The following is a 23,307-nucleotide window of genomic DNA, read 5'->3' as shown; positions in this document are numbered from 1 at the left end:
GATTGACCGGGCCTTTCTATTTAAGCGCCGTATGGCACCCATATGTTTTTGACCTGAACAGCTCTGCGTAAGTAATCGCGACCTTGTGCTTCGCTGGTATTGTTCCAGTTAGGCATGCGGCCATTGCTGACCCATGTGGCTTTGAGATTTCCGGCTGAGGCCTTCTCGACCATCGCGCTGCCTTCCTTAGAACCGAAGTACCAAAGGGCTGCCACTTCATCATGTTCAGCCAATGTTCTGGCTAAGACTTCACGCTCGCCGGTGACAATGTTGATCACACCACCCGGCACATCCGATGTGTCGAGTACCTGATAGAAATCGCCAGCAATCAGCGGATGACGGCTTGATGGCACGACAACTGCGCGATTACCCATCGCAATGGCAGGCAGCACAAGCGAGACCAGCGACAAAAGCGGAGCTTCATCCGGGCAGACAATGCCCATCACACCCCAAGGTTCGTTCATGGCAAGCGTCACATGGCGCGACTTGGTCGAATGCACCGCGCCGTCGAATTTGTCGGCCTGTGCCGCGTAATAAAAAATGCGGCGCAGTGATGCTTCGACTTCTTCGGTAGCTTTCTTTTCGCTGACACCAGTGCTCTCAACGAGGTGAGCCACAAATTCGTCGCGGCGTGCATCGAGGTTTTCACCCAGATAATAAAGCATCTGTGCCCGGTTATGGGCGGTGGCGCTGCCCCAGCTTGATGCTTTAGCTGCCGCCTCAACCGCATTGCGGATATCTTTGCGGTTGCCAATGCCAGCCTGACCGATAATCGCGCCGCCTTTGCCTGTAACAGAATAGCTATAGCCACCATCAGGACGAGCCTGCTTGCCGCCAATATAGTTCTTCATTGTGCGGTCAATGCCATCGATGACGATCTTGTCTTCACCTGATGGCGCCGCAGACGGTGCGAAGTTTTCGGCAGCCTTTGGTGAAGTCAGCGTCTTTTCCCAATCGGCTGCAAGATACTCGTAAAGGCCTTCGCGTGCGCCTTCACGGCCGTATCCGCTTTCGCGATAACCACCAAAGCCTGCGCCTGCATCCAGCATATTGGTGCAGTTGATCCAGACAACACCGGCTTTCACACGCGCTGCAAGATCAAGTGCAACATTGATGTTTTCAGACCAGATGGAAGCAGCAAGGCCATGACGCGTGTTGTTGGCGAGTGCCACAGCCTCATCCGGCGTGCGGAATGTTGTGGCGGCGGCGATTGGTCCGAAGATTTCCACCTGGCAGACCGTTGCGGCTTGATCGACTTCAGTAAAAAAACCAGGCGCAATGTAATTACCCTTGGCAGGCAGCGGATTAGGTGTCTGCCAGAGTTGGCCACCTTCATCGATACCTTTCTGGATCAGATCGGATATGCGTTTCACCTGAGTAGGCGAGACAATGGCGCCAACATCGGTGGATTTGTCGAGCGGATCACCAACGCGCAGGCTTTCAAGCCGCTTTTTCAGCTTGGCATAAAAGCGATCGGCAATGCCTTCCTGCACCAGAAGACGTGAACCAGCGCAGCAGACTTCGCCCTGGTTAAACCAGATGGCGTCGACGACACCTTCAACAGCGGCATCGAGATCAGTATCTTCAAATACGATGAAGGGCGATTTGCCACCAAGCTCCAGCGAGAGCTTCTTGCCGGAACCTGCAATCTGTTCGCGGATGATGCGGCCCACTTGTGTCGAGCCGGTGAAAGCAACCTTGTCGACGCCGTCATGACCGCAGACGCTCGCACCCGTTGTGCCATCGCCCTGCACGATATTGACTACACCGGCAGGCAGGCCAACTTCGTGGCAGATTTCTGCAAAGGCAATAGCGGTCAGTGGTGTGAGATCAGCTGGCTTCAGCACAACCGTATTGCCAGCAGCCAAGGCCGGCGCGATCTTCCACGCCAGCATCAACAATGGGAAGTTCCAAGGGATCACCTGACCACAAACGCCAACCGGCGAGAAGCCCTTGAACTCATCTTCAACCATCTCCGCCCAACCGGCATGATGGTAGAAATGACGAACTGCCAGCGGAATATCAATGTCGCGCGTTTCGCGCAGCGGCTTGCCATTATCCATGGCTTCCAGAACCGAGAGGAAGCGTTCTCGCTTCTGGATATGGCGGGCAATTGCATAAAGATATTTTGCACGTTCATGGCCAGATAGCTTCGACCATTTGCCAAAGGCACCACGCGCAGCTTTCACAGCCTGATCGACGTCTTCCTGCGTTCCAAGTGTAATCTCGGCAAGCTTGTCGCCATTGGCAGGATTGGCCACGGCAATGGTTTTGCGGCCTTCCGGTTTGACGAAAGCGCCGTTGATATAATGACCGAAAGAATGGCCATGCTGTTCCAGCCACTGCTTCACATCGCCGTTTGCTTCAGGGGAAGGTCCATATTCCATGGTCTTCAGAATATCCTTGATGGGTCGCATTTTATGTTCCTTACGAGCATTTCCAGCAAAACTGCGTGAGCTTTTGCGTAGGAGAATGCGAAATGCCAAGTTTAAGCAGCGGCGTGACGATTGGCGCTTGAATAGCGTCCGGTCACGAAGTGCTCTAATTGTCGTTCAATATCGCCGAGCATCGATGATGCGCCGATGCGGAAAAGATCGGGTTCAAGCCAGCGATTGCCGAGCTCTTCTTTCATGAGTGTGAGCCAAGCAAGTGCGTCCTTGGCGGTCTTGAGACCACCCGCAGGCTTGAATCCGACGATCTGCCCGGATAGCTCGCCATAATCCCGCAATGCCCGCACCATGGTAAGGCTGACGGGCAGCGTCGCGTTGACATCTTCCTTGCCGGTCGAGGTCTTGATGAAGTCAGAACCCGCCTGCATTGCAACCATCGAAGCGCGATAAACATTGGTGAGCGTGTTGAGATCACCGGTTGCGAGAATGGCCTTCATATGCGCCTCGCCACAGGCTTCGCGCATGGCGGCAATTTCGTCATAAAGCGCCGACCAGTTTTGTGTCAGCACATGCTCGCGGGTAATGACGATGTCGATTTCGTGCGCACCTTGCTCAACCGCATAGGTGATTTCAGCAAGGCGCAATGGCAAAGGTGTCAGGCCTGCCGGAAAACCTGTTGCCACAGAGGCTACGGGAATGCCGGAGCCTTCCAGTGCTTTGACTGCATGGGACACCATGGTCGGATAAACACAGACTGCGCCGGTGGTTATACCGGCATCAAGCAGGCCGAGGGCTTCAAGAATGTCATCGCGCACGGGGCGGCGCGCTTTGGCACAAAGCCTGCGCACGCGTCCGGCAGTATCATCACCGGCAAGCGTCGTCAGGTCGATGCACTGGATTGCACGGATAAGCCATGCTGCCTGATATTCTTTCTTGATCGAACGTCGCGCTGGCAGCGTTGCAGCGCGACGTTCCGAGGCGCTGCGGTTCACGACAACATCTTCAAACCATTCAGGCTTGAGCGGCGTGCCATTATTGCAGGGAAGGGTTTCGGTCATTGTATTGTCCGTCTGTGAGGTTTGTTGACGTTCAAGAGCACTTAGGCGCGTTCGATCAAAGGCGCGTGGTCACGGCAGAACGTTTCAAATTCATCGGCACTGGCATAAGCCTTTTGAGTGCCGGGTCGGGTGATGGAATGAGCGGCATAAAGGGAGGCTTTGCGAAGGGCTGCTTCCACATCGCCCGTCTCTGCATAAAAGCGTGCAAACGAGCCGATAAAAGCATCGCCTGCGCCTGTCGTATCTTTCGGTGTGACTTTGACCGGCGGGATATTGACGATCTCAGTTGCGGTAATCATGCGTGCGCCACGTCCGCCCAGTGTCACGATGACCGTGCGAATACCGCGCGCAATCAACGAGCGAGCGGCAACGACAATCTCATCATCCGTGCTGGTTGGAAGGCCAGACAAAAGAGCAAGCTCGCTCTCGTTGGGCACGAGGAAGGTCACTTGCCGGATACGCTCAGGATCAAGATCAGCCGCCGCAGGAGCGGGGTTCAAAATGGTTTCGATACCATTTTCAGCGGCAAAAGCGATTGTGTGGTAGACGGTCTCGACCGGCACTTCCATCTGCATGAGGATCAGGCCGCATTCCTTCAGATCATCGGCAGCCTTATCGACTTCGGCGGGCAGGAGGTCTGCATTGGCACCTTTGACGATCAGGATTGAGTTTTCGCCTGAAGGTCCGACGAAGATGGGGGCTACACCGCTCGACTTGCCCGATACTTTGAGAACGTGTCGCGTATCGACGCCAAAGCTATTGAGATTGCGGATCGTATTATCGGCAAAGACGTCATCGCCAACTCGCGTTACCATCATCACATCGGCACCGAGGCGTGCAGCTGCAACAGCCTGATTTGCCCCCTTGCCGCCGCAGCCAATTTCGAACGTTGGTGCTTCAAGCGTCTCGCCGGGGCCAGGCATACGGTTCACATAGGTGATGAGATCCACCATGTTGGAGCCGACCACTCCGATCTTTCTGGTCATGAGAAGTTCCTTTTAAATTTCTGAGTGCCCTGATCTTGGCTTCAAATTGTTCGGCGGCAGGCTGATCGAGATAGCCAAGGCGCACGGGGAAGATGGCGCGCTCACCCGGCGCCAGTATCCGCACATTGTTCTTGGCTTTTTCGGCGAGATAGCCTTCCGGCTCACAAGTGGATGGCAGGGCAAAGGCTGCAACCTGTGCATCACCGTTGACGAGAATCCAGCGCACGGTTTTCGGGAAAGCCTCAACCGGATAGGAGATCGCAAAGCCGTCGCCATGGGCTAACTTCATCATCTTATGGGTCTTGCCATCGGCATCGGTTGGTAAGCCACGAATGTAGAAGACCTGTTCGGGATCGTAGCGTTCCGGTTCATCCAAAACTTCCATCACGGAAGGATCTGCGGCCAGTTCATCAATCAAGGCGAGGTAATCGTCATTGGGTGTCACATGGCCCGGAACGGCTGTGCGAACCTGCACCTGATCTGGTGTAAAGGCGACCGGCTGCACAATGTGCGCGTCTTCGTCATAGGCGAAATTGACGTGGCACATATACATCAGCTCCATCGGAGCCGATGACAGGTTTTCAACATCCATGGTGATGTCGAAGAGCGTTTCCTTCGCATGAAGCCGAACGCTTGGCCGCGCGAGATAATGCGCGCCAAAGCCCATGACATATTCATATTCGCCAGTAACTTCGACAAAGCTGCCATGGTCATCCGCGCCGAACAAAAGCCCTGCCTTGTCCATCTTTGCGCAGGCCATTTCACCATGCAGAAGGTGATTATCCTGCGGCGAAGGGCAGCCATTGCGCAAGATTCCGCTGTGAAAAGCAAAGCATCCATAAGTCTCGACGATGGTGGTTGCCGGGCGCGGCATGGAGAAGCTGTTGCCCATGGTTAGATCAATGCCGTCGAACTCTGCGCCCCATACCATCTGCCCCATGAATGGAAGCACGATAATGTTGCCGCGCTCGTTTTCGATCAGCAGAGCTTCGATGCCACTTGGATAGCGAAATGCCGTAACACTCAGCCCGTCTGCACTGGCAATGACATGCGGCTGTTCGACAAAGTCCTGACGACGAAGATGAAATTCAATATCCTGCATGTGGGATCACCTGCCTTGATTGCGCGAAGCATTGATCGCGATGACGAGGATGAGGAACGCGCCCCAGATGAAGTCGATCAGGTGGTTGGAGAACCGCATCATCTGAAAGCCGGAGGAAAGAAGCATGAGAGCCATCAGCGCGATTGCGATGCCCAGCACGCGCCCTTTGCCACCAGCCGGATTGGTGCCGCCAAGCACGGCGATCAAAACCGCCTGCAACAGATAGGATGCGCCATAATCCGATTTGGCCGCATTGGTACGTCCCGACAAAATGATCCCAGCAAGCGAAGCGAGAACGCCCGTCAGCATATAGGAATAAAGGATCATGCGTTCTTTGCGGATGCCAGCAAACACGGCTGCGCGCGGATTAGTGCCGATCAGCATCAGATTGATACCAAGCGTGGTGCGGGTCAGCAAAATTCCGACGAGAATGCAGACCACGATGAATAGAAGGAAAGGCGTGGCGATGCCCATGATCTTTCCATTGCCTACCCAGTTCCAAGCATCCGGAAAACCAACGATGGCGGGGCCGCCGGTGAGCACCAGCGCCAGTCCCATCAGAACCTGGCCTGTGCCGAGTGTTGCGAGGATCGGCGTGATGCGCAGTTTGGCAATCAGCAATCCATTCACAAGGCCTGATAGAAGCCCGATGAGTATCGCAAGCAGGATACCAATGACCGTGTAGAACAGCATTCCAGACCCTGAAGTCTGGGCTGCCTGCACCATGGATGAGTGGAAATAGACGCCAGCGACGATACCCGCCAGATTGGCAATGCCGACCACCGAAAGATCAATGCCGCCCGTCAACATCGCAATCATCATGGCGATGGAAAGGATGCCCAGCTCTGGCATGATGTAGCTGATTGATTCAAAATTGTAGTAACGCAGGAACTTGTCCGGGTTCATCCAGGTCATCAGCGCGAACACGAGCACGGTAATAACGACGAGTTGGATGATATTGTTGTCTCCGCCAAGGATGCGGCGCATGTCAAAAGACTGTTTCATGTCACTTTCTCCCTTCAGGCGATGCTTTTGCGATCGCGCCACGCCGTGGTGGCGGTTGCTGCGATGATAATGAGGCCCACAACGACACGCTGCCATGTAGTGTCGACCTTCATGATGATGAGCGAGTTTTTGACCATTACGAGCATGAAGACGCCCATGAGTGTGCCAAGCACTGTTCCGCGGCCGCCGAAAATCGACGCGCCACCAAGAACCACGGCTGCGATCACATCGAGTTCGAGGCCTACAAAATCGCGTGGGTTGGCAAGCCAGATCATGGATGAATGGAGCAGCCCCGCAAAACCTGCCAAGGCACCCGCCACGCAATAAACGAAGAAGATCGTGCGGCGCGTGTTGAAGCCGACGCGCTTTGCGGCTTCCGGCGAGCCGCCATAGGCATAAACACTGCGTCCGATCATCGTATGGCTGAGGATCAGGTGGATCAGCAATGCAAGCGTGAGATAGACGAGGAACATCGCGGTCAGGCCAAAGGCTGTACCGGAAGCTGAGGTGAGCGAAATTACGTCCGTCTTGCCAAACTCGATCAGCTCTTTTGGCATCTTGTTGATATTGACGATGCTGGTCCCGACAAGACCCAGCACAAGGCCGCGTATAATGGAGCCGGTGCCGAGCGTCACGATCAGCGGGATCATCTTGAAGCGATGGATGATGAAGCCGTTAAAGGCACCGAGCAGCAAGCCAATCAACGTTGCGGCGACAAACGGAATGAACACACCATCATAGCCAAGGTAAACCATGGCGCGGACGGTCAGATACATTGCCGCAATAGCAAAAGCCGTAAACGATACGTCGATGCCGCCGGAAATCATCACCAGCAGAACGCCAAGCGCCATGATGCCGATCACGACATTGGAACGTAGAAGCCCGAAAATATTATCCAGTGACCAGAAGGCGGGGTTGATAAGACCAATGATAATCATTGCGGCGAGAAGCACACAGGCAATGATGAATTCGGTACTGCGAAAGAATTTCATGTGCCGGTTCCTCAATTCAGCGTCTTGAGCCGGTCATTGACGGCGTCTTCTGTCATGTTTTCACCGGAGAGTTCATCGACGAAACGTCCACGATGCATCACCAGCACACGATTGCAGTTCTGAACCAGCTCCGGCACATCATCGGAAATCATAAGAACGGCCAGACCTTCATCATGTGCGAGTTTGCGGATGATGTTGTGAATCTGAGCCTTCGAACCCACATCCACGCCAACCGTTGGCCCGTTGAGGATCAGGATTTTAGCGCCAGTCAAAAGCCATCGCGCCAACACAACGCGCTGTGCGTTGCCGCCGGAGAGATGGTTGACGGGTGTATGCGGGCCGGGCGCAACAATATTCATTGCCGAGAACATATCGCGCGTCGTCGCATCGGCCTTTTTGCGATTGATGAACAAGCCGCGCACGAATTTCTCAATCGACGTCACAATGATATTGCGCTCAATCGACTGGGTTAGGAAAAGGCCTTCCGTAAGACGATCTTCCGGCACATAAGCAACGCCGCAGGCAATACCTTCCTGCACGGTTTTGGGATGAACGGGCTTGCCATCGATCCGCACGTTGCCGGTAAAGTCAGGCTTCATTCCAAAGAGAGCCAAGGCAAGTTCGGTACGGCCAGAACCGATCAGGCCAGAGATGCCAACAATCTCGCCTGCATGAAGCGTGAGGCTGGCTTTTTCCACCGAACCGGGAACGGAGAGATTGTCGACCTCAAGGCTCGGGACACTGGTGGCGCCTTCACGGGCAACCCATTGGTAGCTGTGAGCCGTCAGTTCCTGACCTGTCATGGCGCGGGTGATCGCCGGTTCGTCAAACTCGTTAATCGGGCCTTCCGCGACTTTCTTGCCGTTGCGGAAAACAGTCAGCCGTTCGCTTATTTCCAGCATTTCGCGCATCTTGTGGCTGACGAACAGCACGGCGATGCCCTGTGCCTGAATATCGCGCACGATCTTGAACAGCGCGTCGACTTCATGTCGGGTAAGCGCAGTGGTTGGTTCATCCATGATCAAAAGTCGCGCATCGGCCATAACGGCGCGCGCTATTGCTACGATCTGCTTGCCGGATGTTGGCAGACTGTCCACATCGGAATCCAGATCCATCCGAACACCGAGACGATCCAGCGCCTGCTGCGCAAGTTCGCGCACGCGCTTCCAATCGACAGCCTTACGACCTTCCATGAGAAATGTATTGATCGCGAGATTCTCCGCGACCGTCAGGTTTCCGAACAGGGAGAAATCCTGATAAATCACCTGAATGCCATGATGTACGGATTTGACAGGATCGAGCTTGCCGACCGACTTGCCGTCGATCAGAATTTCACCGTCTTCGGGTGTGTAAACACCGGACATGATCTTGATTACAGTGGATTTGCCAGAGCCGTTTTCGCCGGCCAGGCAGTGAATTTCGCCGGGCTTGATGGCAAAGGACACGTCGTCCAGCGCTTTCACGCCGCCAAAGCGCTTCCCGATATGGCGCAATTCGATCAGATTTTCAGTCATAAAGGCCTCGTGCAAGGCTGCAAATGCAGATGGAATGGGGAGAAAGAGGCGGGGGTCTCTTTCTCCTGTTCAGCAACGATTAGAAGTCGTACTGATCCATGTTTTCCTTGGTTACGCCGACCCAGCCTGCGCCGTAGAGCAGGTTTAGCTTGGAGGCGTCGGGAGCGATCAGGCTTTCATAGCCAGGCAGACCGAGATTAAGGCCAGCCTTGATTTGCTCATTCTTCTTTTCAAGAGCTGCGACGGCCAGCATGTTCATGGCATAACCAGCAACTGCCGGATCCCAGAACTGGATATATTGAACATCGCCATTCTTAATATATTCACCAGCAACCGACACAAGACCGGTGCCAGCGAAGAACACTTTACCCTTTAGCCCGCCTTCAGCAATCAGACGACCGGCACCGGCTGAAGTAGGCATTGGCGCGCCCAGAATACCGGTGATGTCCGGATAGGCAGTCATTGCTTCCTTAAGCTTGGTGTAATCGGTATTTGCATCGTCATAGGTTTCAAGGCGTTCAGTTGCCTGTGACATTTCCGGGAAATTGGCCTTCTGGTATTCAATAGCACCGTCGACCCAATCCATCTGTGACTTGGAGGTCAGGCTACCGACGGTAGCAACATATTTGCCCTTGCCGCCCATCGACTTGCCCAGTTCTTTCATGAGGTTGGCGCCGTAGGCCTTATTGTCGAAAGCTTCGATGTCATAGTCGACATTCTGAATGTTGGAAGCTTCATGGCTGATAACGACGATGCCGCGTTCACGAGCCTTCTTCAAGACTGGTTCCACAGCCTCGACCGAGAACGGCACGATGGCAATAGCGTCAACGCCCTGTGCAATAAGGTTTTCGACGATCTGAACCTGAGCGGCCGCATCTGCCTGACTTGGACCAACCATCCAGACGTCATTGCCGGTATCGGCCTTGAACTGCTCAACGCCGTCACGCATACGGTCGAACCAGGCAATGCCGTCAACCTTCACAACTGTCGCGATCGTGTATTTCTTGTCGTTTGCCGTCGTGATCAGGTCTTTATTGATTTTCGACGTATCGACGACGCCTTCCGCAAAAGCATGTGGCACGGCAATAGACATCGTAACAGACGCGGCAATAGCCATGGACGCGATAAACTTCTTCACCGGTATTTCCTCCCTGGAAACGAATAGCCCCCGCCAAAAGCGCTTCCGCGCAGGCGAGATTGGTGACTACTGATTTTTACGCTGGTGCTTTGCAGACTGCTGCTGACACCAGTGTCTCCTCCATTGCGACCATCAATACTGGATAAGTCGCAAATTCCTCTTTCTTGGCGCAGGCTGCCTGAAGCTTTCTGGCCTGTTGCAAATTCCTGTTGTCAGATCCTCCCGATAATGCGAATTATAATGTTATAATCCGATCATTATGTTTGGATCGTTTCATATTTCTGTTTGACCTGTCAAGTATGCACCATCGCAATTGCACCAATTGATGTGGCAAGCTAAACGGAGGTGAACCGCAACCGAAATGGGGAATCAGTGAGCAGGATCAGTCGTAAAGACGAACGCATTGCCGAACTTGCGGCTCTTGTTGAGGAAGCGGGAGTGCTGCGTCTTCGCGATGCAGCAACGCGGCTGGGCGTTTCGGAAATGACAATTCGCCGCGATATCGGGACCGATTCCGGTTCGCTCAATTGTTTGGGTGGTTACATTATTCCTGTGCAGGATAACGGTAACGGCAGCGATTATGTCTTTGATCTTGAAAAAGATTGCCATGCCAATGCAAAAGCGCAGGCCTGCGCGGCAGCCGCAGCGCTTATCGAGGCGCATGACACCGTTTTTATTGATTGCGGCACGACAACGCCATATCTCGCGCAGCAAATACCGCAAAACCGGCACATCACCGTGGTCTGTTATTCGCTGAATATCGCCGAGATTCTATCGCGCCGGGATGATGTCCGGCTCATCGTCCTCGGTGGGGTTTACCACCCGGAAGCCGCATCTTTCTCAAGTGATGAAGGCATCGAAGTTCTCAAGCGCGTCAATATCAACAAGGCTTTCTTGTCGGCAGGCGGTGTTGATGAGCAACACGGAGTAACCTGCTCGCATTTTCATGAGGTGCCGGTAAAGCAGATGGCGATGCAGCGCGCGCTCCAGAAACATCTGGTTGTTGATGAAAGCAAGTTCGGCAAAGTCCGCGCTGCACGCTTTGCCGGAATGGTAGATTTCGATTCTATCGTTTCAGGCTGAAATACATGTCCGTCGTCCCGCTGTTAGGAAGCTTTGGTGCAGTTCAAATTTTCGAAATCGGCGCTGGTCATCACGATCATGATCTTCTTTGGTCTTGTGTTGTTGGCGACCGCAGGCGCTGGTCTTGGCTGGATAAGAAGCTTCTTAGGCGATGTTATTGCTGTAATCTTCGTCTATTTTGCATTCCGTACGGTGTTTGACGGAAACCGAGTTTTGTTGGCTCTGGCGGCATTTTTTGTAGGTGTGGCGGTTGAGGCCGGGCAATATCTGTCCAAAGTATTCGGTATTGAAATCAGCAACAGATCGCTGCGGATCACTCTGGGAGCAACGCCGGATTGGCTCGATGTTCTGGCTTATGGAATCGGTGGGGTGCTGATTATGGTGTGCCTTGGAGCCGGCACTTTATTGAAGCGCGATCAAAGAATGTGATTTTTCAGCAAGCAGACTTTCTTTGAACACAATGCTCTCTTATATATCTGTTTATAGGCATTGCTGATGAGCGCTGGAACGCGTCTGTCGCTCGCAATAGCCTCCATCAATTCATGCTTTTGACCACGGATGTACTGGCACTGGTAGACATTGATGATCAGGAAGGTCGGTGCATTTTTGCCCCGGCCTTTTTTGTTGCGTAAAATTCGATTGAATACGCGCACAGTACTTCAAGCGCGAAGATCGACCAGCTCATCTATCGACGTTTATGCTACGAGCATGTTTGCTTGGATTATCCGCGCATATGCACATTCTTAACGAAGAATAGCGCGCAAATTACCGGCGAAGGGCGCTTCGCACACTCAACGAACTTTGAGAGAAAAACTTTTTAGAGGGTTGTTGGTCTAGGGTGCCAGGCGAGGTTTATTGAACCTAAAGTAAACTTCATATTTTCGATCTAAGTGATTGGAAAATATGGTGGGCGATGAGAGACTCGAACTCCCGACATCTTCGGTGTAAACGAAGCGCTCTACCAACTGAGCTAATCGCCCGACTGACTTGTCAGCCGCTGTGAGAGCCGTTTAGGCTGTTCGTTTGGAGAGTGCAAGCGGAAAAATTAGAAAAATGCATTTTTTTAGTTCTCCGGCTAAAATCGATAGGCCCGCTGGGGATAACTCAAATCGGCGCTCTTATAAGAACTACGTGTAAGAGCCTGATTCATGCACTTGAACATGTAACGCGATTCTATTTTCCATTTAATTTGAATGCGTTCGGGCGATACATGCAGAGATGTGGATAAAAGCTCCCCTATAAGAAAGCCCGCAAAATGGGGGCTTTTAAAATAAAATCGAATTTCTTCTTTTTTCTTCAGACCACTCGCTTGACACTCGTGAGAGAACCCCTTAAACGACCGCTCATACCGAACGGAAACGCCGGTGACTACCCAGCCAAACGGCTGAAAATGAAATGCGCGGGTGTAGCTCAGTTGGTTAGAGTGCCGGCCTGTCACGCCGGAGGTCGCGGGTTCGAGCCCCGTCACTCGCGCCATTTTCATTCAAGAATTCAATCATAAAATCTTGAATAAAAATGGCGCTTCTCGCGTTTTTATTCCCTATGATGAAACATTCAATTCTTATGCTCAGTCATGCATGATCGAGAGCCTTACTTCGCCGCGTGCTTAAAGGCGCAAGCGAATTAGCGTCATCATTCATATTGTTAGGGTGGGCGGCTATTTCGTTTTACGCTTCCAGGAGAGATAGGCGACAGACAAAATCCCGGCCAGAATGACCAGAACGTCGCCACTTGTGAGCAGATATGTGCTCAAATCTCTCTCCTTTTATTAAGCTCTGACTTTGATGCCGAAGCGATGAGGTGTTCGTAGCTGCAGTTTCGTCAGCATTTGATTCTTATGCCAATGTGAAAGCGCTACGATCCTGAGGGGCAATTCTAAAAAATAGTGGCTGATTGCTGAAGGCACGCGAAACCACTCATTGAATCGCTGGCGCTAATTCATTTCAAGAATCGTGGTCATGACGATGAGAATTTTCCGCCGGTAGCGACACGTCGGCAGAAGTGAGGAGGGGCTGTTTTACGCTTTATATATATAGGCGCAATTTTCGCTCTCTATATCCAAAGCGCGCGCAGCCATTTTCTTCAAACGAAACTGCGCCCGAATTCATTCCGCTTTTCAAATCTGGCGAGTGAATCGTATCCCGGTTTGCACTCCGCAATGAATCGGAGGCACTTGCGGTGGATGACAGGTACGAACTTGATTGAAAATCCGCCGTCAGTTTTGTCGCTCGCATCTAAATCGATTGATTCTATTCGCCTTAAAATGGCGAAAGACGGTTTGTCTCTAAATACTCACGAAATTATGATGTTTTCGTGCTATACGAAAATAGGGGGCATATATGGGCTTGATCTTGCTTCTTATTAAGCATCTTGACCGGACTATACCCGCCTGATCTCGTTGGAGGGCTTGCGCTTGCGCGCATGCTGCGCTAACCGTCCCCGCGAAATGAACTAAGTTCGCACGGCATGCCTTTTGAAGCTGCTTGAGGCGACGAGGTCGCAACAGATGCAATGTGTCGCATGGTGGTAAGCTCTAAAAAGCTTATGACAGGCGGCGCAGCCTCGTATTCAAGCCGGATAAGGATCATGAACGAGCTTTTAAGTTCCTATTTGCCGATTGTCATCTTTCTCGGCATCGCAATGGTAATCGGTGTAGCCCTGCTGGTTGCGCCGTTTCTTGTCGCGTACAGACAGCCCGACCCGGAAAAGCTTTCAGCTTACGAGTGCGGCTTCAATGCCTTTGATGACGCCCGTATGAAATTCGATATCCGCTTCTATCTGGTATCGATTCTCTTTATCATCTTCGATCTCGAAGTTGCCTTCCTGTTCCCTTGGGCTGTGTCCTTCGGTGCAATCGGCTGGTTCGGTTTCCTGTCGATGATGTTGTTCCTTGGCGTTTTGACCATCGGCTTCATCTATGAATGGAAGAAGGGAGCGCTGGAATGGGATTGACCGGCACAAATCAGCCGTCGGGTGCGACGCTCATTGCTCCGCAGCCAAAGGGTATTCTTGACCCTCGCACGGGCAAACCTGTCGGCTCCGACGATGCATTTTTCAATGATCTGAACAGCGAACTGTCCGACAAGGGCTTTATCGTTACATCTGCTGATGCGCTGATCACATGGGCGCGTACTGGCTCTCTGATGTGGATGACTTTTGGTCTTGCATGTTGCGCCGTGGAAATGATGCACATTTCCATGCCGCGTTATGATGCCGAACGTTTCGGTATTGCACCGCGTGCCTCGCCGCGTCAGTCGGACGTCATGATCGTTGCAGGTACGCTGACCAACAAGATGGCTCCCGCGCTCCGCAAGGTTTATGACCAGATGCCTGAGCCGCGTTACGTCATTTCGATGGGTTCGTGCGCCAATGGTGGCGGCTATTACCACTACTCTTATTCAGTGGTGCGTGGCTGTGATCGTGTTGTGCCTGTCGATATTTATGTTCCAGGTTGCCCGCCAACGGCGGAAGCTCTTCTCTACGGCATTCTGATGCTGCAGAAGAAAATACGTCGTACAGGTACGATCGAGCGCTAACGGGGATTTTGTAGTCTCATTGGTGCAAGAGGGTTTATTAGAATTCGATCTATTTTCCCAAGGATGGGTCGAGTTCTAAAAGAGGAAGTTAGAGATATGAGCGAAGAAGCTCTTGGTGAACTTTCTGGCTACATCAAAGAACGTCTCGGCGATACGATCGAAGAGGCGAAGTTCGCATATGGCGAGCTTACTCTTAATGTTCCGGTTGCGAACCTGATCAGCGTTCTGACGTTTCTGCGCGATGACGTGCAGTGCCAGTTCGTGAACCTGACGGATATTTCCGGCGTAGATTATCCGCAGCGCCCGCAGCGCTTCGACGTTGTCTATCAGCTCATGTCTCCACGCCAGAACCTTCGTATTCGCGTCAAGGTTCAGGCCGATGAAGATACGCTGGTACCATCAGCTGTTGCCGTTTACGTCGGTGCCGAGTGGTTCGAGCGTGAAACTTACGACATGTATGGTGTTCTGTTCTCGGGGCATCCTGATCTGCGCCGCATTTTGACCGATTACGGTTTCGAAGGTCATCCGTTGCGCAAGGACTTCCCGACGACCGGTTTTGTTGAGGTTCGCTATAGCGACGAAGCAAAGCGCGTCATTTATGAGCCTGTCATGCTGCGACAGGAATTCCGCAATTTCGACTTCCTCTCGCCATGGGAAGGGACGGATTACGTCCTGCCGGGCGATGAGAAAGCCAAGACGAACTGAGCGACAGGAAGCTGAACATGGCTGAGACTCAGGTCCGCAACTTTAATATCAACTTCGGTCCGCAGCATCCTGCTGCGCACGGCGTTTTGCGTCTTGTTCTTGAACTTGACGGTGAAGTCGTTGAACGTGTCGATCCGCATATCGGTCTGCTGCATCGCGGCACCGAAAAGCTGATGGAAACGAAGACCTATCTTCAGGCTGTGCCTTATCTCGACCGCCTCGACTACGTGGCGCCGATGAATCAGGAACATGCTTATGCGCTGGCTGTTGAGCGACTGCTTGGTATTACAGTGCCAAAGCGTGGCCAGCTGATCCGCGTTCTTTTCTCGGAAATCGGTCGTATCCTCAACCACCTTCTGAACGTGACCACACAGGCCATGGACGTAGGTGCGCTGACGCCGCCGCTCTGGGGCTTTGAAGAGCGCGAAAAGCTGATGGTTTTCTACGAGCGTGCTTGTGGTGCTCGTATGCACGCAGCTTATTTCCGCCCCGGTGGCGTCCATCAGGATCTGCCGGATCAGCTCATTGAAGATATCGGTAAATGGATTGATCCGTTCCTGACGACCACGCTCAAGAACCTCGATGATCTGATCACGCCAAACCGTATTTTCAAGCAACGTAACGTCGATATTGGCGTGGTTTCGCTCGAAGATGCATGGGCATGGGGCTTCTCGGGCGTTATGGTTCGCGGTTCTGGTGCAGCATGGGATCTGCGTAAGTCGCAGCCTTATGAATGCTATAACGAGATGGAATTTGATATTCCGATCGGCAAGAACGGTGACTGTTATGACCGTTACCTGATCCGTATGGAAGAAATGCGCCAGTCGGCCCGCATTATGCGCCAGTGCGTCGATCTTCTGCTCGGCAAGGAACGCGTCGGTCCTGTTTCGAACACCGACAACAAGATCGTGCCGCCGAAGCGCGGCGAGATGAAGCGCTCTATGGAAGCGCTCATTCATCACTTCAAGCTTTACACGGAAGGCTACCACGTGCCTGCCGGTGAAGTTTACGCAGCCGTTGAAGCACCAAAGGGTGAATTTGGCGTCTTCCTCGTATCGGATGGCTCCAACAAGCCTTACCGCTGCAAGCTGCGTGCACCGGGCTTTGCCCATCTTCAGGCTATGGATTTCCTGTGCCGCGGCCATATGTTGGCTGACGTGTCGGCAATCCTTGGCTCGCTCGATATCGTGTTTGGTGAGGTTGACCGCTGATGTCCGTTCGCCGTCTCGCAGATGATGCCGTCCAGCCGGCTGGTTTCGCTTTCAACGCGGAAAACCAGGCTTGGGCGCACAAGACGATCGCAAAATATCCTGAAGGCCGTCAGCAGTCGGCTGTTATTCCGCTGCTCATGCGTGCGCAGGAGCAGGAAGGTTGGGTCACGAAGGCTGCTATCGAACATGTAGCTCACATGCTCGACATGCCGCTGATCCGCGTTCTCGAAGTAGCGACCTTCTATACGCAGTTTCAGTTGAAGCCTGTTGGCACGCGCGCGCACATTCAGGTTTGTGGCACTACGCCATGCATGTTGCGTGGTTCGGAAGCCCTGATGGATGTCTGCCGTCATAAGATTCATCACGATCCTTTCGAGCTCAATGCCGAGGGCACGCTGTCGTGGGAAGAAGTTGAATGTCAGGGCGCTTGCGTCAATGCGCCGATGGTCATGATCTTCAAGGATGCCTATGAAGACCTGACGCCGGAACGCCTTGCTGAAATCATCGATGCATTTGAAGCGGGCAAGGGCGACACGGTTAAGCCGGGTCCACAGGATGGTCGTATCACGTCTGAACCAAAGGGCGGACTGACGGCTCTGACCGAAGATCTGGATTACAAAAAAGTTGGTCTGGAAACCCGTAAGGCATCAGATGCTGCAGTTGCCAAAGCCAAGGCGGAAGCCGAAGCGAAGGCAAAGGCTGAAGCTGAAGCCGCAACCAAAGACGGAAGCAGGTGAGACATGCTGGCTGATAAAGATCGCATCTTCACCAATATCTATGGTTTCAAGGATATGTCGCTCAAGGGCGCCATGTCACGCGGCCATTGGGATAATACCAAGGGCTTCATTGAGAAGGGCCGTGACTGGATCATCAATGAAATGAAGGCTTCCAACCTTCGTGGACGCGGTGGCGCTGGCTTCCCCACTGGCCTCAAATGGTCGTTCATGCCGAAGGAAGTGACGGATCGTCCGCATTACCTCGTCGTGAATGCCGATGAATCCGAACCGGGCACCTGTAAGGACCGCGAAATTCTGCGCCACGATCCGCATACGCTGATTGAAGGCTGCGTGATCGCCGGTTGTGCCATGAGCGCCCATACCGCTTACATCTATCTGCGTGGCGAATTCATGCGTGAGCGTGAGGCGCTTCAGGCAGCGATCGATGAGTGCTATGACGCGGGCCTTCTGGGCAAGAACAACAAGTGCGGCTGGGATATGGATATTTTCCTTCATCACGGCGCTGGCGCTTATATCTGTGGCGAAGAAACCGCTCTGCTTGAAAGCCTCGAAGGCAAGAAGGGGCAGCCACGCCTGAAGCCTCCGTTCCCTGCGAATATGGGTCTTTATGGCTGCCCGACGACCGTTAACAACGTTGAGTCGATTGCTGTCGCCCCGACTATTTTGCGTCGCGGTGGTGCATGGTTCTCGTCAATTGGCCGTCCGAACAATGTCGGCACCAAGCTGTTCCAGATTTCGGGACATGTGAACACGCCTTGTACTGTTGAAGAAAGCCTCGGCATCACCTTCCGCGAGCTGATTGAAAAGCACGCTGGCGGTATCCGTGGTGGCTGGGACAATCTGCTGGGTGTCATTCCCGGCGGCGCTTCCTGCCCGATTGTCAAGGGTGAAGACATGATGGACGCCATCATGGACTTCGACGGTATGCGCGAAAAGAAATCTTCGTTCGGCACCGGCGGCGTGATCGTCATGGACAAATCCACAGACGTCATCAAGGCGATTGCCCGACTTTCAGCTTTCTTCAAACATGAAAGCTGCGGTCAGTGCACGCCATGCCGTGAAGGTACGGGCTGGATGTGGCGCGTCATGGAACGCATGGTCAAGGGTAACGCGCAAAAGCGCGAAATTGACATGCTTCTCGACGTAACCAAGCAGATTGAAGGTCATACGATCTGTGCGCTTGGTGATGCTGCAGCATGGCCTATTCAGGGGCTGATCCGCAATTTCCGTCCGGAAATTGAAAAGCGCATTGACGATTATACACGCAACGCTGTTCAGAGCCGCAACATCCGCCTTGAAGCGGCTGAGTAAGCGGAAGAATACGTTGTATGTCCGCCCGGGAAGGGCGGACTTTAGAGTTTGACATCTGGAAGATGCGGTAAGAGCCGCAGGTTTGGATAAGCGATGGCAAATATTAAGGTTGACGGCACAGAGATCGAAGTACCCGATCACTATACGCTCCTTCAGGCTGCCGAAGCCGCGGGGGCTGAAGTCCCGCGTTTTTGTTTCCACGAACGGCTTTCCATCGCCGGAAACTGCCGCATGTGCCTTGTTGAAGTGAAGGGTGGACCGCCAAAGCCGGCAGCATCCTGCGCTATGGGCGTTCGCGATCTGCGTCCGGGCCCGAATGGCGAAGCACCTGAAATTTTCACCAACACGCCAATGGTCAAGAAGGCCCGCGAGGGCGTGATGGAATTCCTGCTCATCAACCATCCGCTCGATTGCCCGATCTGCGATCAGGCAGGTGAATGCGATTTGCAGGATCAGGCAATGGCATTCGGAACCGATGGTTCACGCTATCGCGAAAACAAACGTGCCGTTGAGAACAAGTATATTGGTCCACTCGTCAAGACGGTGATGACTCGCTGCATTCACTGCACGCGCTGCGTCCGTTTCACGACTGAAGTGGCTGGGATTTCTGAACTCGGCTTGATCGGTCGCGGTGAAGATGCTGAAATCACCACTTATCTTGAACGGGCAATGACCTCGGAACTTCAGGGCAATGTTATCGACCTTTGTCCGGTTGGTGCTCTGACCTCGCGTCCATACGAATTCCAGGCTCGTCCGTGGGAATTGAACAAGACCGAAACTATCGACGTGATGGATGCTGTCGGTTCGAACATTCGCGTTGATACCCGCGGCCGCGAAGTGATGCGCATCATGCCGCGTGTGAATGAAGCGGTGAACGAAGAGTGGATTTCAGACAAGACCCGCTTCATCTGGGATGGTCTGCGCACCCAGCGCCTTGATCGCCCATATGTTCGGAGGGATGGTCGTCTGGTTGCAGCTTCGTGGCCAGAAGCTTTCGCAGCAATCGCTGCCAAGGTTTCCGCTACTTCCGCTGACAAGATCGGCGCAGTCGCTGGCGATCTGGCTTCGGTTGAAGAACTCTATGCCCTGAAAAGCCTCGTTGCATCGCTCGGCTCGAAGAATATCGATAGCCGCCAGGATGGTGCAGCACTCGATCCAGCTTTGGGTCGTTCAAGCTATCTCTTTAACACAACGATCGAAGGCATTGAAAATGCTGATGCTCTTCTGATCATCGGTTCCAACCCACGCGTTGAAGCCGCTGTTCTGAACGCGCGTATTCGCAAGCGTCAGCGCATGGGCCATTTCCCGATTGCTCTGATCGGCGAACAGGCTGAACTGCGTTACGATTACGAATATCTGGGCGCAGGTGCAGACACATTGGCTGCCGTTGCTGCTGGCAAAAATGCGTTCCGCGACGTGTTGGCAAAGGCCGAACGACCACTGATCATTCTGGGTCAGGGCGCTTTGACCGGTGAAAACGGTGCAGCAGTTCTCGCATCCGCTGCAAAGCTTGCTCAGGATGTTGGTGCAGTCAATGGTGAATGGAACGGATTCTCGGTTCTCCATACCGCTGCCTCCCGTGTCGGTGCTCTCGATCTCGGTATCGTTCCGGGTGAGGGTGGCGTGGCTGCTCGCGATATGTTGGGCAAGCTTGATGTTGTGTTCCTGCTTGGCGCAGACGAACTCGACATGACGGCCAAGGGTTCGAGCTTTGTTGTTTATATCGGTACGCATGGCGATGCCGGTGCACATGCTGCCGACGTCATCCTTCCGGGTGCAGCCTATACCGAAAAGTCGGGTACATGGCTCAACACTGAAGGCCGCGTACAGCTCGGCAACCGTGCTGGTTTCGCACCGGGCGAGGCGAAGGAAGACTGGGCAATTCTGCGCGCTCTTTCCGACGCTCTGGCCAAACGCCTGCCATTTGACAGCCTCGCACAGCTTCGCGCCAAGCTCTATGCGGACTATCCGCATATGATGGCGATCGATACGATTGCGCTTGGCGATACAGACGATCTGGCCGCACTGGCAGCAAAAGCAACTAACCTTTCTGGCGGCGCAGCGTTCGTTTCGCCGGTCAAGGATTTCTATTTGACGAACCCAATCGCGCGTGCTTCCGCCGTTATGGCCGAGTGCTCGGCGCTTGCGGCCGGCAGCTTCCAACAGGCAGCTGAGTAAGCGAGAGAGAGACGGAATAATGGACGGAATTTTTGCAGCTTACGTCTTGCCCGCGCTGATCATAGCGCTGAAGTCGGTCGTTCTGCTTGTCGTATTGCTGATCGTCGTGGCTTACCTGCTTTATGCGGATCGCAAGATCTGGGCAGCCGTACAGCTTCGCCGCGGACCAAACGTTGTTGGTCCATGGGGTCTGTTTCAGGCTTTCGCTGATCTTTTGAAGTTCGTCTTCAAGGAACCGATCATTCCTTCGGGTGCAAACAAGGGTGTGTTCCTTCTTGCCCCGTTTGTTTCGGCGGTTCTGGCAATGGCAACCTGGGCAGTTATCCCGGTCAATGAAGGCTGGGCGATTGCTAACATCAATGTCGGCATTCTTTATATCTTCGCTATTTCTTCGCTTGAAGTTTACGGCGTGATCATGGGTGGCTGGGCCTCGAACTCGAAGTATCCATTCCTCGGTGCACTTCGTTCGGCAGCACAGATGGTCTCTTACGAAGTGTCGATCGGTTTCGTGATTGTCACGGTTCTTCTGACAGTTGGTTCGCTCAACCTGACCGATATCGTGCTGTCGCAGAATACGGGTCTCGGTACATCGCTCGGTCTGCCTGCTTCGTTCCTCGACTGGAACTGGCTGGTGCTTTTCCCGATGTTCGTGATCTTCTTCATTTCGGCTCTTGCTGAAACGAACCGTCCGCCATTCGATCTGGTCGAAGCTGAATCTGAACTCGTGGCCGGTCACATGATCGAATATTCGTCCACGCCGTTCCTTCTGTTCTTCCTCGGCGAGTATGTGGCGATCACGCTGATGTGCGCCCTGATGACCACACTTTTCCTTGGCGGCTGGTTGCCTCCGGTTGACGTATGGTTCCTCAACTGGGTGCCGGGCATCATCTGGTTCATGCTCAAGCTCTGCTTCTGCTTCTTCATGTTCGCGATGGTGAAGGCTTTCGTACCGCGTTACCGTTATGACCAGCTGATGCGTCTGGGTTGGAAAGTGTTCCTGCCGATTTCGCTCGGTATGGTTGTTCTGACCGCGACCGTCATCAAAGTCTTCGATCTGGTGTAAGGAGAAAGACAAATGGCTTCATTCGCACAAGCCGCGAAATCCCTCCTTCTCAAGGAATTCGTCGGTGCTTTCTTTCTCTCCATGCGTCAGTTCTTTGCGCCAAAGGCGACTTTGAATTATCCGCATGAAAAGGGTCCTATCAGCCCACGTTTTCGTGGAGAACATGCGCTGCGCCGTTATCCCAATGGCGAAGAACGCTGCATTGCCTGCAAGCTTTGCGAAGCGATCTGCCCGGCGCAGGCTATCACCATTGAAGCTGGTCCTCGCCGCAATGACGGTACGCGCCGTACGGTTCGCTATGACATCGATATGGTGAAGTGCATCTATTGCGGTTTCTGTCAGGAAGCCTGCCCGGTGGATGCAATTGTTGAAGGTCCGAACTTTGAGTTTGCGACCGAAACCCGCGAAGAGCTTTATTATGACAAGGACAAACTCCTTGCCAATGGTGATCGCTGGGAACGCGAAATTGCGCGCAACATCGCGATGGATGCGCCATATCGCTGATTGGTTTTGCCGGAACTTTGTTTCGGCATCCGGTTGGAAAAACGGCAACAGGAAGGGGCGGCCCGTCTTGTTGCTGGAATTTAAGTTTCGCGATTATTCGCGGCAAACAAAGACTAAAGCGGATGAAGCAATCAGGCTTTATCCACGGAAAGGTGTTGGGGGATCCCCATGCTGACAGGTATTGCGGCAGCGTTCTTCTATCTGTTCGCCTTTATCATGATCGCGAGCGCGTTCATGGTGATTGCGGCACGCAACCCCGTGCATTCGGTGCTGTTTCTGATCCTCGCTTTCTTCAATGCAGCGGCGCTGTTTTTGCTTACGGGGGCCGAGTTCCTCGCCATGATCCTGCTCGTCGTTTATGTCGGTGCTGTGGCGGTTCTCTTCCTCTTCGTCGTTATGATGCTGGATGTTGACTTCTCCGAATTGAAGCGCGGTGCACTGCAATATGCGCCGGTCGGCGCTCTGGTGGGTCTCATTCTGCTGGGCGAGCTGATTGTTGTTTTTGCGGGTTCGATGTTCACGCCGAAGCTGGGGCAGGGGGCAGTTCCAATACCTGATCTCGCTGAACGCACCAATACAGCGGCCCTCGGTGATATTCTTTACACCGACTACGTCTTCCACTTCCAGATTGCTGGATTGGTCCTTCTCGTTGCCATGATCGGGGCGATCGTTCTGACGCTGCGGCACAAGCCGAATGTTAAGCGCCAGTCGATCCCGGATCAGGTCGCTCGTACGCCTGAAACGGCGATCGAGATCAAGAAGGTCGAACCGGGCAAGGGCATCTGAGGATAAGA

Annotated in this window: 20 protein-coding genes and 2 tRNA genes; 13 read left to right on the top strand and 9 right to left on the bottom strand. The window is 53.4% G+C overall.

Features of this window, described 5'->3' with window-relative positions; genetic code table 11:
• Positions 1–20 precede the first annotated feature (20 nt).
• The 8 genes from H5024_RS08580 to H5024_RS08545 all read right to left on the bottom strand — a co-directional run bounded on the left by H5024_RS08580 (position 21) and on the right by H5024_RS08545 (position 10,185).
• On the bottom strand, positions 21–2,417 hold the full coding sequence (locus tag H5024_RS08580; protein ID WP_187545402.1) for an aldehyde dehydrogenase family protein: 2,397 nt from the start codon (positions 2,415–2,417) through the stop codon (positions 21–23).
• Positions 2,418–2,488: 71 nt separating this feature from the next.
• Positions 2,489–3,448, bottom strand: a complete 960-nt coding sequence (gene deoC, locus H5024_RS08575; protein WP_187545400.1) for a deoxyribose-phosphate aldolase — start codon at positions 3,446–3,448, stop codon at positions 2,489–2,491.
• A gap of 41 nt (positions 3,449–3,489) precedes the next feature.
• Positions 3,490–4,434: a ribokinase gene (gene rbsK / locus H5024_RS08570; protein WP_187545397.1), complete on the bottom strand. Its 945-nt coding sequence runs from the start codon at positions 4,432–4,434 to the stop codon at positions 3,490–3,492.
• Positions 4,346–5,536 (bottom strand): aldose 1-epimerase family protein, encoded by a 1,191-nt coding sequence (locus tag H5024_RS08565; protein ID WP_247875222.1) that lies wholly within the window; start codon positions 5,534–5,536, stop codon positions 4,346–4,348. The genes rbsK and H5024_RS08565 overlap by 89 nt, the downstream gene beginning before the upstream one ends.
• A 6-nt stretch (positions 5,537–5,542) precedes the next feature.
• Positions 5,543–6,541, bottom strand: coding sequence for an ABC transporter permease (locus H5024_RS08560; RefSeq protein ID WP_187545395.1), 999 nt, complete (start codon positions 6,539–6,541; stop codon positions 5,543–5,545).
• Positions 6,542–6,555: 14 nt separating this feature from the next.
• Positions 6,556–7,533: an ABC transporter permease gene (locus H5024_RS08555; RefSeq protein ID WP_187545393.1), complete on the bottom strand. Its 978-nt coding sequence runs from the start codon at positions 7,531–7,533 to the stop codon at positions 6,556–6,558.
• Between the two features lie 11 nt (positions 7,534–7,544).
• Complete coding sequence (locus H5024_RS08550) at positions 7,545–9,047, bottom strand: sugar ABC transporter ATP-binding protein (RefSeq protein WP_187545391.1); 1,503 nt, start codon at positions 9,045–9,047, stop codon at positions 7,545–7,547.
• A 79-nt stretch (positions 9,048–9,126) separates the two neighbouring features.
• The gene (locus H5024_RS08545; RefSeq protein ID WP_187545389.1) at positions 9,127–10,185 is read right to left on the bottom strand and encodes an autoinducer 2 ABC transporter substrate-binding protein; all 1,059 of its coding nucleotides are present in this window, start codon (positions 10,183–10,185) and stop codon (positions 9,127–9,129) included.
• A 372-nt stretch (positions 10,186–10,557) separates the two neighbouring features.
• Here H5024_RS08545 and H5024_RS08540 point away from each other — a divergent pair, with 372 nt between their 5' ends.
• Together H5024_RS08540 and H5024_RS08535 are read left to right on the top strand one after the other, a co-directional pair.
• On the top strand, positions 10,558–11,268 hold the full coding sequence (locus H5024_RS08540; protein WP_187545387.1) for a DeoR/GlpR family DNA-binding transcription regulator: 711 nt from the start codon (positions 10,558–10,560) through the stop codon (positions 11,266–11,268).
• 36 nt (positions 11,269–11,304) lie between these two features.
• Positions 11,305–11,697 (top strand): DUF2809 domain-containing protein, encoded by a 393-nt coding sequence (locus H5024_RS08535; protein ID WP_187545385.1) that lies wholly within the window; start codon positions 11,305–11,307, stop codon positions 11,695–11,697.
• A gap of 475 nt (positions 11,698–12,172) precedes the next feature.
• Here the strand turns inward: H5024_RS08535 and H5024_RS08530 are convergent.
• Positions 12,173–12,248, bottom strand: a tRNA-Val gene (locus H5024_RS08530).
• Positions 12,249–12,667: 419 nt separating this feature from the next.
• Between H5024_RS08530 and H5024_RS08525 the strand changes: the two genes are divergently transcribed.
• From H5024_RS08525 to H5024_RS08475, 11 genes are all read left to right on the top strand, one after another.
• Positions 12,668–12,744: transfer RNA gene (locus H5024_RS08525), tRNA-Asp, on the top strand.
• 1,110 nt (positions 12,745–13,854) lie between these two features.
• Positions 13,855–14,220, top strand: a complete 366-nt coding sequence (locus tag H5024_RS08520) for an NADH-quinone oxidoreductase subunit A (RefSeq protein ID WP_007874537.1) — start codon at positions 13,855–13,857, stop codon at positions 14,218–14,220.
• Positions 14,211–14,804: an NADH-quinone oxidoreductase subunit B gene (locus H5024_RS08515; RefSeq protein WP_187545383.1), complete on the top strand. Its 594-nt coding sequence runs from the start codon at positions 14,211–14,213 to the stop codon at positions 14,802–14,804. The genes H5024_RS08520 and H5024_RS08515 overlap by 10 nt, the downstream gene beginning before the upstream one ends.
• 96 nt (positions 14,805–14,900) lie before the next feature.
• Complete coding sequence (locus tag H5024_RS08510) at positions 14,901–15,509, top strand: NADH-quinone oxidoreductase subunit C (protein WP_187545381.1); 609 nt, start codon at positions 14,901–14,903, stop codon at positions 15,507–15,509.
• Positions 15,510–15,526: 17 nt separating this feature from the next.
• Positions 15,527–16,720, top strand: a complete 1,194-nt coding sequence (locus tag H5024_RS08505) for an NADH-quinone oxidoreductase subunit D (protein WP_187545379.1) — start codon at positions 15,527–15,529, stop codon at positions 16,718–16,720.
• Entirely contained in the window at positions 16,720–17,457 is a 738-nt protein-coding gene (nuoE, locus tag H5024_RS08500) for an NADH-quinone oxidoreductase subunit NuoE (RefSeq protein ID WP_187545376.1), read from the top strand. Before H5024_RS08505 ends, nuoE begins: the two co-directional genes overlap by 1 nt.
• Positions 17,458–17,460: 3 nt before the next feature.
• The gene (gene nuoF / locus H5024_RS08495) at positions 17,461–18,768 is read left to right on the top strand and encodes an NADH-quinone oxidoreductase subunit NuoF (protein WP_187545374.1); all 1,308 of its coding nucleotides are present in this window, start codon (positions 17,461–17,463) and stop codon (positions 18,766–18,768) included.
• Positions 18,769–18,861: 93 nt separating this feature from the next.
• Positions 18,862–20,946 (top strand): NADH-quinone oxidoreductase subunit NuoG, encoded by a 2,085-nt coding sequence (nuoG, locus tag H5024_RS08490; protein ID WP_187545371.1) that lies wholly within the window; start codon positions 18,862–18,864, stop codon positions 20,944–20,946.
• A 19-nt stretch (positions 20,947–20,965) separates the two neighbouring features.
• Positions 20,966–22,009: an NADH-quinone oxidoreductase subunit NuoH gene (nuoH, locus tag H5024_RS08485; protein WP_187545368.1), complete on the top strand. Its 1,044-nt coding sequence runs from the start codon at positions 20,966–20,968 to the stop codon at positions 22,007–22,009.
• 12 nt (positions 22,010–22,021) lie between these two features.
• Positions 22,022–22,513 (top strand): NADH-quinone oxidoreductase subunit NuoI, encoded by a 492-nt coding sequence (nuoI, locus tag H5024_RS08480; protein WP_187545365.1) that lies wholly within the window; start codon positions 22,022–22,024, stop codon positions 22,511–22,513.
• Between the two features lie 168 nt (positions 22,514–22,681).
• A complete protein-coding gene (locus tag H5024_RS08475) occupies positions 22,682–23,299 on the top strand; it encodes an NADH-quinone oxidoreductase subunit J (RefSeq protein ID WP_187545363.1) in 618 nt (205 codons plus the stop codon).
• Positions 23,300–23,307: the final 8 nt, after the last annotated feature.

Origin of the sequence: Ochrobactrum sp. Marseille-Q0166 (genome assembly GCF_014397025.1) — a bacterium.
Taxonomy (GTDB): Bacteria; Pseudomonadota; Alphaproteobacteria; order Rhizobiales; family Rhizobiaceae; genus Brucella.
Note: the sequence above shows the minus strand (reverse complement) of the source record. Positions and strands in the feature narration are given on the sequence as shown.